General features: G+C 58.5%; 11 protein-coding genes. 5 read left to right on the plus strand and 6 right to left on the minus strand.

Annotation, left to right across the window (positions count from 1 at the left end; genetic code table 11):
* Positions 1-191: 191 nt before the first annotated feature.
* Positions 192-2189 carry a hypothetical protein gene (locus GXB78_RS25690; RefSeq protein WP_329517526.1) on the minus strand — a complete coding sequence of 666 codons (1998 nt, stop codon included), beginning with the start codon at positions 2187-2189 and terminating at the stop codon, positions 192-194.
* Positions 2190-2279: 90 nt separating this feature from the next.
* Positions 2280-3077 carry a hypothetical protein gene (locus GXB78_RS25695; protein WP_329517527.1) on the minus strand — a complete coding sequence of 266 codons (798 nt, stop codon included), beginning with the start codon at positions 3075-3077 and terminating at the stop codon, positions 2280-2282.
* 207 nt (positions 3078-3284) lie between these two features.
* Between GXB78_RS25695 and GXB78_RS25700 the strand changes: the two genes are divergently transcribed.
* The 5 genes from GXB78_RS25700 to GXB78_RS25720 all read left to right on the plus strand — a co-directional run bounded on the left by GXB78_RS25700 (position 3285) and on the right by GXB78_RS25720 (position 8602).
* Positions 3285-4310, plus strand: coding sequence for a LacI family DNA-binding transcriptional regulator (locus tag GXB78_RS25700; RefSeq protein ID WP_329517528.1), 1026 nt, complete (start codon positions 3285-3287; stop codon positions 4308-4310).
* A 151-nt stretch (positions 4311-4461) separates the two neighbouring features.
* Entirely contained in the window at positions 4462-5244 is a 783-nt protein-coding gene (locus GXB78_RS25705) for a sugar phosphate isomerase/epimerase family protein (RefSeq protein ID WP_329517529.1), read from the plus strand.
* Positions 5237-6256: a sugar kinase gene (locus GXB78_RS25710; protein ID WP_329517530.1), complete on the plus strand. Its 1020-nt coding sequence runs from the start codon at positions 5237-5239 to the stop codon at positions 6254-6256. The genes GXB78_RS25705 and GXB78_RS25710 overlap by 8 nt, the downstream gene beginning before the upstream one ends.
* Positions 6257-6313: 57 nt before the next feature.
* Positions 6314-7612 (plus strand): MFS transporter, encoded by a 1299-nt coding sequence (locus tag GXB78_RS25715; RefSeq protein ID WP_042606869.1) that lies wholly within the window; start codon positions 6314-6316, stop codon positions 7610-7612.
* Positions 7613-7624: 12 nt separating this feature from the next.
* Positions 7625-8602, plus strand: a complete 978-nt coding sequence (locus tag GXB78_RS25720) for a 2-hydroxyacid dehydrogenase (protein ID WP_329517531.1) — start codon at positions 7625-7627, stop codon at positions 8600-8602.
* A gap of 155 nt (positions 8603-8757) precedes the next feature.
* Here GXB78_RS25720 and GXB78_RS25725 read toward each other — a convergent pair whose 3' ends face one another.
* From GXB78_RS25725 to GXB78_RS25740, 4 genes are all read right to left on the minus strand, one after another.
* Positions 8758-9945: a pyridoxal phosphate-dependent aminotransferase gene (locus tag GXB78_RS25725; protein ID WP_329517532.1), complete on the minus strand. Its 1188-nt coding sequence runs from the start codon at positions 9943-9945 to the stop codon at positions 8758-8760.
* Between the two features lie 41 nt (positions 9946-9986).
* Positions 9987-11612 (minus strand): methyl-accepting chemotaxis protein, encoded by a 1626-nt coding sequence (locus GXB78_RS25730; RefSeq protein ID WP_329517533.1) that lies wholly within the window; start codon positions 11610-11612, stop codon positions 9987-9989.
* A gap of 296 nt (positions 11613-11908) precedes the next feature.
* The gene (locus tag GXB78_RS25735; protein ID WP_329517534.1) at positions 11909-13048 is read right to left on the minus strand and encodes a glycerate kinase; all 1140 of its coding nucleotides are present in this window, start codon (positions 13046-13048) and stop codon (positions 11909-11911) included.
* 217 nt (positions 13049-13265) lie between these two features.
* Positions 13266-14384 carry a sugar diacid recognition domain-containing protein gene (locus GXB78_RS25740; protein WP_329517535.1) on the minus strand — a complete coding sequence of 373 codons (1119 nt, stop codon included), beginning with the start codon at positions 14382-14384 and terminating at the stop codon, positions 13266-13268.
* Positions 14385-14505 lie beyond the last annotated feature (121 nt).

Below are 14505 nucleotides of genomic sequence, written 5' to 3' on the forward strand. Positions count from 1 at the left end.
AAAAGATCGACTTCATTGACGAGATTTAAAAGAAATCTCGTGCATCTGAAAGGTTCACTAGGCTAAAGAGTAATTACGCGTTGTTATGTAGGACTTATCCCAAATATGTAAGGAAAATCGACAAACCTCCATCCTATTGGGGAAGGACTACGGCGGACACCAAGCGTTGCCCGGTGCCCACCGTTCACAGGTCAAGGAATCGGATTCGCTATCTCACAGTAATCGCCGTCGTTATCCAGCAAGAACACAAAATGGACAGCTGCTTCGGACTCTGGAACAACGCCGGAGATGGTATAGGTGAGCTTGCCGTAGCCATCGGAAACAGGTTTGAAATGGGTCATGTATGTACCGATATCCGTGTCAATACCTTCGGGAGGTACAGTTCCGCTAATAGGTATATCTTTAGTAACTAAAGTATCGCGAATAACTATTGTTGCACTTTCATCTTCATAGCCTTCCCACTTCAATGTCACTGTCCGCCCATCGACCAGCGAAGCGCTAAACGGAATATTTACCTTAAGATTGCGACGATTAGTGCCATCTCCCGGAAAGCTTGGGTCATCGGCAGGCAGAAAATTAAGCGTCGGGCATGAAATCTCATCAAAAATGAGACCTTGCACCAGTACTTTGGGCAGATCGATTTTTGTGATATTAACGACAACTGTTTCTTCGTCTGAGAATACCGGATTAGTCCCACCCACCGCCGACAACCGCCACTTGATCTTCACATCCGCGATCTGTTTCTTTTCGATAACGGGCCAGGGAACAGTAAATGGCCCGATTTCTGTACCCTCTTCACCCGGCTGCAATAACCAAGGTGGCGTCAACTCCTGATCGTCATAAAAGACCGTGACGCTCTGTGCTGATTCGGTAGGAGGCGCATCATAGAGTTGAATGAAAATCTTGGCGTCTTCGCCGTGGTCATTATCATCAAGCTTATTATCTACACCTTGCGAAGACACTAACCGAGGCAACTCAAGCGACGGATTTACTTCACTTGGTTCATCCGGATTCACAGGGCCGGGGTAAGAAATATCCACGCTGAAATCTACTTTCCCGGTGGCGATGGGAGCACCCGAGCCGCGGAACATTTCATAACTGCCGGTCGTAAGCACCTGCCCATCAGTTGAACCATAGGCGACCTTGATCACAGTGGTGTAGTCCACAGAGTAAATCAGTTTGGTATTGGTCCCTACTCTTTGCTCCCCCAGTTCGATATCGTTCCACTTGGCAATGATGGTGTCAGACGGCGAGTTTGGCAGTGGAACCGGTACTTCAATAGTTACACCCAGTTTGCAGTCAGCCACATCAATCAACGTATCCCCGTCAGTGCCATCTGCCAACGGTACGACAGGCGGCAACGCTACGGGTGGCGCCAAACGTCGAACATTGCGCTGATTGGGTTTGGATTGCCTGCTAATGTTGCCCGCAAGATCTCTGACAACAAAAGTCAGAGTATTCAAACCTTCTGTTGATTTCTGAAAAATTTCAACCGGGATCAGTATTTTGCCCGAGGCCGGCACTGTAATGTCTTTCAAGACGGGGGTCGCGTAAGCAGGGTCCGATGGCACCCCCCAGTAGATGTCGCAAACGTCTGTGGGATGGGCATTGGCCGCCAGCGTCAAGGTTACCTCAATACCCGTAGGATTCGCGCCCAGATAGTCATCATCGATATCCTTGGTCGGGGGCAAGTCGGCAGGAAATGAAATGGCTGGCGGGGAGAAATCAGTCGCCGGTGTTTTGGTTTGATAAGGTTTGGTTCTATCGATGTGGTACTCAGTAATAACCGGAGCGCCCGGGTTATTTCCGTTTGCAAATAATTGATAGATCAACTCCCACTCGGTGGGTGCTTCCGGCGTTGCAAGCTCCCTCAGGTCAGCGAGGGGAATAAATAATGGCAATGGCCATACACGGTCAGTGATTGGCCCCAAATCCAGTCTGGGAACGAGTGGAATCAGGGTTGCAGTGCCTTTTACCCGCAAATTGACGGTCAACCTGTCCCGGTCGTATTGATCTGGAGGTTGGGGGATCTGGTATTCCAACGGAGCCGTAAGCGATGCGATCGGGATGCGCAAATCACCGCCAGGCAAATTCTGAGCCGGAATCTTTGCCGGATCTACAAGAATATTACCAGCACTCGTTAGCGATACTTTCTGAGCTGATGTCGAACCTTCAACTTTCGCATTCATGTAATTGCTCCTTTTAAACATACGATTGCGCCACGCCAGGCTTTCAGCGTACATCGGCACTCATTTTCACAGCGCTATGTGCCACCCATTTCAAGGACCGCAGGGTAAATCTTCTCCTGAAACAACCCGATCTATCTTTACCAGCCCTTTTTTTGATGTACCAATCAACTTTAAACCACGGTAGATGGAGTAGGTCGCAATCGCCGATGCCTTATCGATCATGGGTTCAATATGCGGAACAAAGGGTTCAACGACGACAGAAAAACCTTTATCAATTTCTGTCTGAGTCAATGCACTCCTGGTGATTTTCTTATAGGTCCGGTCGATAGCCGCGCCACTGCCGTTTAGACTCAGATAACCAATCCACTCGACTTCAAATCTATCGCCACTTTGCACAAACGCGGGAAGAGGTGGTACTGCCATCTCTATACCTGTCCAGATCGGAGGCTGTGTTTTACAGTTAAGATATCCATGGAAATTCACCTTCGGATACGTTACAGCCGGCAAATCCCTCACGGCCGGCATGTGATCGATAGTGAGCTTGCGAGGTAGGGAATTTGACGGATTTTGAACGTAGTTACGGGTTTGATAGAAGACTTCAACTACACCATCCGTTGCTAAAAACTCAGGACCAATCGGAATCACAAACTCACGCTCGTTGATCGGCGTGGGGTAAGTTTTACTCCAATCAAATTCAATGACTGTTCCCCGTCTCATCCGCACAATAAGCGTGTCTTGTCTTCCAGCTGGTGATTGCACCGGCCAAATCGGAACAACCACTTCTATTCCTGTCACCAACAACTCCGGCGGGATATGCCCGTCGGGATCATCATCTGCAACTCCGACTACTTTTGGCGGGTTGTATACCAGGATTTCACTAGGCGGCATGACCATCTCCACGGGCGAACTTTCAAAGCGTTCCTGCAACAAATTAGGCGCTTGCTTTAACTTCTTGCCTACTGTCAGATCTGACAGGTAATTCGACCGTTCATCGGAATCCCCCCTTACGCGCGGAGGTTTACTACTTGACGGTTTCCGGCAAATACTGTTCTCTGAAACCGGTTTCAGCACCACCCAATAACAAAAAGGTCCGCAATGAACGACTTCTCCGCCGCCCAACGCAGCCGCGTGACCATGCTCGACGTTGCCGAACACGCTGGCGTGTCCAAGGCCAGCGTCTCGCGTTTCATCGGCGACGACCGCGCCCTGCTCTCCGATGCCATTGCCCGGCGCATCGAGCAGGCGATTGATGAACTCGGCTACCGCCCCAACCAAATGGCCCGCGGCCTGAAACGCGGGCGCACGCGCCTGATCGGCATGCTCGTCGCCGATATCCGCAACCCTTATTCAATTGCCGTGATGCACGGGGTGGAAACCGCCTGCCGTGCGCACGGCTACAGCCTGGTGGTGTGCAACACCGACCGCGATGACGAGCAGGAACGCCAGCATCTGGCGCTGTTGCGCTCGTACAACATCGAAGGGCTGATCGTGAACACGCTGGGTCATCATCGAGACGAGTTGCACGAGTTGCGCCGCGAGATGCCGCTGGTGCTGGTGGATCGCAAGGTCGAGGGCATCGACAGCGATATGGTCGGTTTGAACAACCCACAAGCAGTAGAGATGGCGCTCGCGCATCTCGAGCAACGCGGATATCGAGATCTTTTGCTGGTGACTGAACCGTATGACGGCACCAGCTCGCGGATCGAGCGGGTCAGCAGTTTTCAAGCGCAGATTGCTCAGCGCTCGACCCTGACTGGGGCGGTGCTGGAAACCGGTGATGATCTGAACGCGCAACTTCAAACCTTTTTAAACACACCCGGTAATGGCCCGAAAGCGCTGTTTTGCGCCAATGGTGTCGCGGCGCTCGCCGCGACGACTGCGTTGCGCCAGATTGGCTGCCGGTTGTTTGAGGATGTCGGGCTGATTGCCCTGGATGATCTGGATTGGTACCCGTTGGTGGGTAGCGGGATTACCGCGCTGGCTCAGCCGACGGCGGAGATTGGCGCGCGGGCATTTGATTGTCTGCTCAAGCGCTTGCGTGGGCATGACGAGGTGGCGCGGGTGATGGATTTTGCGCCGGTGCTGATTGAACGGGGTTCGACCCGAGGAATTGGTGCCTGAACTGACGTTTTCGCGAGCAGGCTCGCTCCCACAGGTGACCGTGTTGCAAATGTGGGAGCGAGCCTGCTCGCGAAGGCACCCGGAAGGACACCACAGAACCATCTGATATTTTTTTGAACAAAAATGAAACCGGTTTCAGAGGTCAATAACAATGAATAAACCAGCCGTTTCCATCAGTCTGTCCAGCTATGGTGCCGACCTTGTGCGCCAGCGTGGGCAGGATTCCTTTATTGAGATCCTCGCTGCCTCCGGCGCCAATCGCATCGAGTGGCGCGAAGAACTGCTTACCCGCGAAGACCCGGCGCAACTGGCTCAGGCTACTCAGGCGCAGGGCTTGCAAAGCATCTATTCCTCACCCACCGAACTATGGCTGGCCGGGCAAGCACAGCCGAATCCCGAATTGATTACCGCGCTGCAACAGGCCCAGGCGTTCGGTTCGAAATGGTTGAAGGTGTCGCTCGGTTATTTCACCGACAACTTTGATTTGCAGGCGCTGGCTGAGCGACTCAAGCAGAGCCCGGTGCAACTGCTGGTGGAGAATGACCAGACCTTGCATGGCGGACGTATCGAGCCGTTCCAGCGTTTCTTTACCGCCGTCGAGCAACACAACCTGCCGATCAAGATGACCTTCGACATTGGCAACTGGCACTGGCAGGACCAGTCCGCCGCCAGCGCCGCCCGCGCGCTCGGCCGTCACGTCGGTTATGTGCATTGCAAAGCCGTGGCCCGCCGCGCCGACGGCAAACTGGTCGCCGTACCACCCGCCATCAGCGACCTGCATCTGTGGGAACAACTGCTGCGGCACATGGACCAAGGCGTTATGCGCGCCGCCGAATACCCGCTGCAAAGCGATGACCTGGTGCAACTGACCCGTGAACACGTCGCCGCCCTCGCCCGCCTCGGTCAATCGCGCCTGGAGCCAGCTCATGTCTGAGATCGATATTCTTTCCTTCGGTGAAACCATGGCAATGCTCGTCGCCGAGCAGACCGGCGATCTGGCCAAGGTCGAGCAATTTCACAAACGGATTGCCGGGGCCGACAGCAATGTCGCGATCGGCTTGTCGCGCTTGGGTTTCAACGTCGCGTGGCTGAGCCGGGTCGGTAGCGATTCGCTCGGACGCTTTGTCGTCGAGACGCTGATCAAGGAAGGTCTGGATTGCAGCCACGTCGAAGTCGATAAAAACCAGCCAACGGGTTTCCAGTTCAAATCGCGCAACGACGATGGCAGCGACCCGCAGGTCGAATATTTCCGGCGCGGTTCGGCAGCCAGTCATTTGTCGCCGCACTCCATCAACGACAACCTGCTCAGCGCCCGCCATTTGCACGCCACCGGTATCCCACCGGCGCTGTCTGCCTCGGCACGGGAAATGTCCTTCGAACTGATGACCCGCATGCGCAACGCCGGGCGCAGCGTGTCGTTCGACCCGAATCTGCGCCCGAGCCTGTGGGCCAGTGAGGGCGAAATGATCCGCGAAATCAACCGCCTCGCCGCTCTCGCCCACTGGGTGCTGCCGGGATTGAGCGAAGGTCGCTTGCTTACAGGTTTCGACGACCCGGCGGACATTGCTGCGTTCTATCTGGGTCAAGGCGCGGAGGCCGTGGCGATCAAGCTCGGGCCTGAGGGCGCTTATTACCGCACGCAGTTGGATCAGGGTTTTGTGGCTGGCGTGCCAGTGAGCAACGTGGTCGATACCGTGGGCGCCGGCGATGGCTTTGCGGTGGGGATGATCAGTGCCCTGCTCGAGCAGCAGAGTTTTGCCGAGGCCCTGCAGCGGGCGAACTGGATTGGCAGTCGCGCGGTGCAGAGTCGTGGCGACATGGAGGGGTTGCCGACCCGCCAAGAGTTATCGGTTGAATTTGAATCCGCCTTCGCGAGCAGGCTCGCTCCCACATTTGGCATGCAATCGCCTGTGGGAGCGAGCCTGCTCGCGAAGAGGCCTGCCTAGGCAACGCAAACTTTTGAACCTGCTGCGACAAAAACAACAAGCTCAGGAGTCACACCGATGAAAACCGCTACCCTCGCCACCCGCCGCTGGTGGTACATCATGCCGATTGTGTTCATCACTTACAGCCTGGCCTATCTCGATCGCGCCAACTATGGCTTCGCTGCCGCATCGGGCATGGCCGAAGACCTGATGATCACACCGGGCCTGTCCTCGCTGCTCGGTGCGCTGTTCTTTCTCGGTTACTTTTTCTTCCAGGTACCGGGCGCGATCTACGCGCAAAAGCACAGTGTGAAGAAGCTGATTTTCGTCAGCCTGATCCTCTGGGGCGGTCTCGCCACGTTGACCGGTGTGGTCTCCAATGCCTATTGGCTGATCGTCATTCGCTTCATGCTCGGCGTGGTCGAAGCGGCGGTGATGCCGGCGATGCTGGTCTATCTCTGCCACTGGTTCACCCGTGCCGAACGCTCGCGGGCCAACACCTTTCTGATCCTCGGCAACCCGGTGACCATGCTCTGGATGTCGGTAGTGTCGGGTTACCTGGTGCAGCATTTCAGCTGGCGCTGGATGTTCATCATTGAAGGTCTGCCGGCGGTGTTGTGGGCCTTTATCTGGTGGCGTCTGGCCGATGATCGTCCAGCACAGGCCAAGTGGCTCAACGATCAGGAAAAGCACGATCTGGAAAGCGCCCTCGCTGCTGAGCAGGTCGGGATCAAGGCGGTGAAGAACTACGCCGAGGCGTTCCGTTCGCCGAAGGTAATCATCCTTGCGCTGCAGTTTTTCTGCTGGAGCATCGGCGTCTACGGTTTCGTTTTGTGGCTGCCATCGATCCTCAAGGCCGGCGCGCAGATGGACATGATCGAGGCTGGCTGGCTGTCGGCGCTGCCTTATCTGGCGGCGGTGATCGGCATGCTCGCGGTGTCGTGGGGTTCGGACAAATTGCAGAAGCGTAAGCGCTTCGTCTGGCCGCCGCTGCTGATCGCTTCGATCGCGTTTTATGGCTCGTATGCCTTGGGCGCCGAACACTTCTGGTGGTCGTACACGCTGCTGGTCATTGCCGGCGCCTGCATGTACGCGCCATACGGGCCGTTCTTCGCCATCGTTCCGGAAATCCTGCCGGCCAACGTTGCCGGTGGCGCCATGGCGCTGATCAACAGCATGGGCGCGCTCGGATCCTTCGGCGGCTCATATCTGGTCGGCTATCTGAACAGCTCCACCGGCTCGCCCGGCGCTTCCTATCTGTTGATGAGCGGCGCGCTGTTGCTGTCGGTGGTGCTGACGATTTTTCTCAAGCCCGGCGCCAGTGATCGCGTCGTTGCCAAAGCCGTCGCCACACCGCGCGTGCCGGCGCATTCCTGAAGGACTTTTGCCATGAAAAAACAGGTCGTGCTGTACAAGAAACTTTCGCCCGCGCTGATGGCGCGTCTGCAAGAGCAATTTGACGTGACGCTGATCGAAAGCCTCGACGCCGATGGCCTCATGCAGTTGCGCGACGCCCTGCCCCGCGCCCACGGTTTGCTCGGCGCAAGCCTGAAACTCGACGCGGCGTTGCTGGACCTGGCGCCGCAACTGGAGGCGATTGCCAGCGTCTCGGTGGGCGTCGACAACTACGACATCGACTACCTGAGCCGGCGCAAGATCCTGTTGACCAACACGCCGGATGTGCTCACCGAGACCACCGCCGACACCGGTTTCGCCCTGATCCTCGCCGCCGCCCGCCGTGTAGTCGAACTGGCGAACATGGTGCGTGGCGGGCAATGGAGTCGCAACATCGGCCCGGCGCATTTCGGCACCGACGTGCACGGCAAGACGCTGGGCATCATCGGTATGGGCCGCATCGGCGAGGCCTTGGCCCAGCGCGGGCATTTCGGTTTCGGCATGCCGGTGATCTATCACAGCCAGTCACGCAAGCCGGCGGTCGAGGAGCGTTTCGACGCGCAATATCGCAGCCTCGAAGAATTGTTGCAGCAGGCTGATTTCATTTGCCTGACCTTGCCGCTGACGGCGCAGACGGAACGTTTGATCGGCGCTGAACAGTTTGCGCTGATGCGCCCGGAGAGCATTTTCATCAATATCTCGCGGGGCAAGGTGGTCGATGAGACGGCAATGATCGAAGCGTTGCGCAACAAGCGCATTCGCGCGGCAGGGCTGGATGTGTTCGAGCGCGAGCCGTTGAATCATGACTCGCCGTTATTGCAGTTGAGCAATGTTGTGGCCACGCCGCATATAGGCTCGGCGACCCATGAAACCCGTGAGGCGATGGCGCGGTGTGCGGTGGAGAATCTGTTGGCGGCATTGCGTGGGCAGCGGCCGGCGAATCTAGTGAATGCCTCTACTTGGCAAAACTGAGATCTCTGGTGTCAGTAAAGCCGCCTTCGCGAGCAGGCTCGCTCCCACAGGGACTGCATTTCAAAATGGGAGCAAGCCTGCTTCCACAGCAGAATGCATTCCACTGTGGGAGCGAGCCTGCTCGCGAAGAGGCCTTTACAGACTATGCAAATCCATCAGGCACTCCGAGCCTGCAACAGCTGCACCGCACACAGCGCAATCCGCGCGCAGGCATCCGCCAGTTTCACCCGATCCACCACCAGCCCAATCCGAATATGCCCCGCCGCGCTCGGTCCGAACGCCTCGCCGGCCAGCACCGACACGCCATAACCTTCCAGCAAGCGCTCTGCAAACGCCTGAGCGCCGAGGCCGGTCTGGCGCACATCGACCATCACGAACATGCCGCCATCCGGGCAAATCGGCTGCAACCCGGGGCAGCCATGCAACCGCTCGCACACCAGATCCCGACGCAAGCGATATTCTTCGCGCATCTGCGTGACTTCCGGCAAATCGCTTTGCAGCGCCACTTGCGCGGCTTTCTGCACGAAATCCGGCAGACCGAACAGCATACTCAGTGACAGGTTCACCAGATGTTCAGCCAAGGGTTTCGGGCCGATCATCCAGCCGATACGCCAACCGGTCATCGCGTGGGATTTCGACAGGCTGTTGATTGTCGCGGTGCGCTCGGCCATGCCCGGCAGGCTCGCCGGGCTGATGTGCTCGCCTTCATATAAAAGCTCGCTGTACACCTCATCGCTGATCAGCCACAGGTCATGGCGAATGCACAGCGCCGCCAGTTCCTGCCAGATCAACAAAGACAAACTCGCGCCGCTGGGATTGTTCGGGCTGTTGAGCAGCATGGCGCGAGTTCGCGGGGTAATACGCGCGGCGACATCGGCCGGGTCGACACGAAAACCGTTTTCCGGGCGCACCGGCACTGCAATCACCTTGGCACCGCAGGCGCCAAACACACCTTCGTAGGTAACGTACATCGGCTCAGCGACGATCACCTCATCACCCGGATCGAGCAGACATTGCGCCACCGAATACACCGCGCATTGCGCGCCGGGCAGGACAATGACTTGGTCAGGATCAACCCGCTGACCGCTGCGCTGGTGATGACGCTCGGCAATCAGCCTGCGCAATTCGAACCGACCGCGCACGTCGGCATAATGAGTATCACCGGCCAGCAGGCTGTCGATCGCGCCATGGACGATCGGCAACGGCGTATCGAAATCCGGATCGCCGACACTCAACAACAAAACATCAACGCCCTCGGCGCGCAGTTCCAGCGCTCGGTCGTGAATCTGCCAGGCAGCGGCACCCTCCCCGGCGATTCGTTGGGTCAAGGCTGAATAGCGCATGTACGTCTCCTGTGAGCGCGGTTTCCAGCCTTCACCGTATCTCAAATCACGAAACGCGCCACCATGGCGTTCAAATCCACTGCCAGTCGCGACAGCTCGTGGGTCGCGGCGCTGGTCTGGTTGGCGCCGGCGGCCGATTGCGTGGCGAGGTCGCGAATATTGACCAGGTTGCGATCGACTTCGCGGGAGACTTGCGCCTGCTCTTCCGACGCGCTGGCGATGACCAGGTTGCGTTCGTTGATCTGGTGAATCGATTGAGTGATCTGCTCCAGTGCCACGCCAGCCGCGCGGGCCATTTCCAGAGTGGACTGGGTACGCTGGTTGCTTTGCTGCATCGAGGAGACCGCTTCACCCGTGCCGTTCTGGATGCCGGCAACCATTTTCTCGATTTCCTGGGTCGACTGCGCGGTGCGATGGGCCAAGGCGCGCACTTCATCAGCCACCACGGCAAAACCACGTCCGGCCTCGCCGGCACGCGCCGCTTCAATCGCTGCGTTGAGCGCGAGCAAGTTGGTCTGCTCGGCGATGGCGCGAATCACGTCCAGCACCTTGCCGATGTCGCGCCCTTGCGCGGCGAGGCCTTCGATCATCTGCGCGGTGTTCTGCACGTCGTGGGTCATGGTCTGGATCGCGTCGACGGTTTTCACCACTTGATCGCGACCTTCGCGGGCGGCGTGGGTCGACTGGTTGGAGGCTTCGGAAGTCGACACGGCGTTGCGCGCCACTTCTTCCACTGCTGCGGTCATTTCGTTGACGGCGGTGGCGGCTTGTTCGATTTCATTGTTCTGCTGTTGCAGGCCACGGGAGGCTTCTTCGGTGACGGCGCTGAGTTCCTCGGCAGCGGCGCCCAGTTGCGTGGCAGAGCCGGCGATCTGCTCGATGGTTTTACGCAAGTTGGTCTGCATCGCGGCCAAGGCTTCGAGCAAGCGCGCCGGTTCATCCTTGCCGTCGACTTCGATGGCTTTGCTCAGGTCACCGCCGGCAATGGTTTGCGCGGCGAGCACCGCGCGGTTGAGCGGCGTGACGATGCTGCGGGTCAGCAACCAGGCAAGCAGCACGGTGGCCAGCGCAGCGATCACGGCGACGATGATGATCCCGGTAATGGCGCTGTCATAGTTCTCACCGGCCTTGGTGGCTGCCGCTCTGGCCCCGGCGGTATTCATGCCGATCAATTTGCTGAGCTGCTCGCCCATTTGATCGGTGCCTTCCTTGATGCGCGAGTTGATCAACGCACGCATCGCTTCCAGATCGCCTTTGCGCGATAGCTCAATCATCTGATTCTGCGCTTGCAGATAGTTGTCGAGCGTCGTCGAAAAGGTCTGGAAAACAGCGTGCTCTTCAGGACCTGCCGGCAACGCAGCGTAGCTGGCCTGCGCTTTGCGCACCTTGTCGACCAGCACCGCGATGCGGGTTTCTGCCTCTTGCAGGCTGGCCGGTTCGCGATTGACCAGCACACGAAACGAGAGAATGCGCATGCGCAGGACGTTTTCCGTGACCACACTGAGGTGGGTCACGCTTGGCAACTGGTTGGTGTCCATATCGATCGACGCCTGACGAATGACCGTCATGCGGCTGACCGCGAACACGCCGAGGACAATCACCAGCAAGGCGATAAAGGCAAAACCGAGGAAAGCACGGGGCGCGATATTCAGATTACGCAGGGACATGGTCGGACTCTCGAAAGAAAGAAACTACGAGCATCCATGCCGTGAGCACTGGCCCATAGCGGGCGACAGTCCGGCGTCACTGAATTATGTTTTTGTGCGCGCCTGACCGTTGTATCGGCCAGGCTTGAGGAAGGTTTCGGGTTCGCCGCAAATATTTTTCCGGACGTTACAACAATCAAATACTGCTCCGCTGCCTTTGTAGGAGCTGTCGAGTGCAACGAGGCTGCGATCTTTTGACTTTTAAAAGCAGGATCAAAAGATCGCTGCCTTCGACAGCTCCTACAGAGGCAAGCCGATCAGCGTTTGGCGGCGAGTTGCCAGACCCGGGCAATATCGGTGGCACGTTCACGCAGCAGCCGTGGTGCTTCGGCGCAGGCTTGTTCGAGGGTCATTGGCCCGCTGGTCAGGGCGAACGCGGCATCGATGCCGTGTTGATAGAGTTCCTGATAGCCCTCGCCCAGAGTCCCGGCAATCACAATCACCGGCACGGCGTGCTGTTTGGCTATCCGCGCGACACCGAATGGCGTCTTGCCGCGCAAGGTCTGCGCGTCGAATCGTCCTTCCCCGGTGATCAGCAGATCAGCGCCTTTCACCGCCTCAGCCAGCCCGACCAGTTCCGCCACCACCTCGACGCCCGCCTGAAACTGCGCGCCGAGAAAAGCCTTGGCCGCAAATCCCAATCCGCCTGCGGCGCCGCTGCCGGGTTCATCGCGCACATCCTTGCCCAACGCCTGCGCGCAGAGTTCGGCAAAATGCCCCAAGGCCTGGTCGAGTTGCGCAACCTGCGCAGGCGACGCGCCCTTCTGCGGCCCGAAAATCGCCGAGGCGCCATGGGCGCCGCACAGCGGGTTGTTGACGTCAGCGGCGATGTCGAAACGCACATCGCCCAGACGTGGATCAAGTTCGTTCAGATCGAGCTGCGCCAGTTGCGCCAAAGCCAGCCCACCGGGCACCAACGGCTGATTCTGCGCATCCAGCAACTTCACGCCCAACGCCTGCATCGCCCCGGCACCGCCATCGTTGGTCGCGCTGCCGCCGATCGCCAGAATCACCCGTTGCGCGCCGGCATCCAGCGCTGCACGAATCAGTTCACCGGTGCCGAAGGTGCTGCTGATACAGGCGTCGCGCTGCCCCGGCGGCACCAGTTGCAGACCGCTGGCCTCGGCCATTTCGATGATCGCGGTGTGGTTGTGCGGCAACCAGCCCCACGCGGCTTCGACCGGTGCGCCCAACGGACCGCGCACACGGGTGCGGCGCAACTCGCCTTCGCACGCCGCGAGAATCGACTCGACCGTGCCTTCGCCGCCATCGGCCATCGGACATTTGACCAACGTCGCCTGCGGCCAGACCTCGGCCAATCCGCGGGCGATGGCTTCGGCAACGCCTTGGGCACTCAGGCTGTCCTTGAACGAGTCGGGGGCGATGACGATTTTCATGGGAATTCTCCGGTTGCAATGGCGTTCATGCTGCCAGTCGGCCCGCGCCTTGACGCCGGTCGGGTGCACAAGTGGCGTCGGCGTTTATTGTTCATTTCCACAAAAGGCTGGCGCTGGATGTTCCGGCCCTTTCGCGAGCAGGCTCGCTCCCACATTTTGAAATGCATTGCAAATGTGGGAGCGAGCCTGCTCCCGAAAAGGTCATGGGATACACCGATCAATTCGGATCAGTCTGCGGCAACAGCTGCACCCCCAGATACAACGCCAGCATCCCGTCCAGCTTCAATGGATCAACCCCGCTCAACTCGGCAATCCGCTCCATCCGATAGCGCAAGCTGTTGCGATGAATGCCCAACGCCTCGGCGCAGGCCTGACTCTGCCCGTCGTGCTCGCACCAACTGCGCAAGGTCGCCAGCAACTGGCCGTTGCCGTCCCTGGCAATGACCTTGCGCAGCGGCTTGAGCAGTTCGTCCAGCGCATCATCGTTGCGATGGCGCCACAACATGACCGGCAGACGATAGCGATTGAGCGTCAGTAGCCGCGAATTCGGCAGCACATCACGTCCGTAAGCAAGCAAATCACCGACCCGTCGATAACAACGACGCAACCCGGCCAGACCATCCGCCTGCCCGCCGACGGCGATGCGCAGAATTTTCCAGCCGAGACCATCGAGCTTTTCCAGCAGGCGATCGTGCTCGACGTTCTGGCTCGCCGGGCGACACCACAGCAGCGAAGACTTTGCCGAACTCACGCACCAACTGTCGGGATAGCGCGACGTCAGCCAGGCGCTCAATGCCTCGACCGTTTGCCCCGGGCCGTGCTCGAGGCCCAGTTCAAACAGATAGGGCACCCGCGTCAATTGCGGCTTCAGCCCGAGTTGCTGCGCCTCATCGACAAGACGTGGCGAATCCCCCGCCTCGCTCAACAGCAACGCCAGCAGATCATCGCAACGCTGGCGCCGCCATTGCTGCTCGGCCTGCTGATTGCGCTGGCCGACGAGCATTTCGGCGGTCATGCGCACCAGTTCGGCGTAGGTGCGCAACTGCTCTGGTTCGCCGGTAATGCCGAGCACGCCGATCAAGCGCTGATCGAGTAGCAGCGGCAAATTGATCCCCGGCTGCACACCTTTGAGATGCACCGCCGTCTGCGCATCGATTTCCACCACGCGCCCGTTGGCCAGCACCAGTTGCGCGCCTTCATGACGGGTGTTGATCCGCTCCGGTTCGCCGCTGCCGAGGATCAGGCCCTGACTGTCCATGACATTGACGTTGTACGGCAAAATGGCCATGGCCCGGTCGACGATATCCTGGGCGAGGTCGTGATCGAGTTCGAACATAGCGGCGGCAATCCTTCATTTCAGGCACAAGCGGTTGTTCAGCCGCACAGGGTCTGGCGGCAAACCCTGTGCTCAGGCACAAAGACAATCCGGCCAAAGGTGGCCGAGACTCTCAGGGCGA

This window comes from Pseudomonas moraviensis subsp. stanleyae (assembly GCF_036283065.1).
GTDB lineage: Bacteria > Pseudomonadota > Gammaproteobacteria > Pseudomonadales > Pseudomonadaceae > Aquipseudomonas > Aquipseudomonas stanleyae.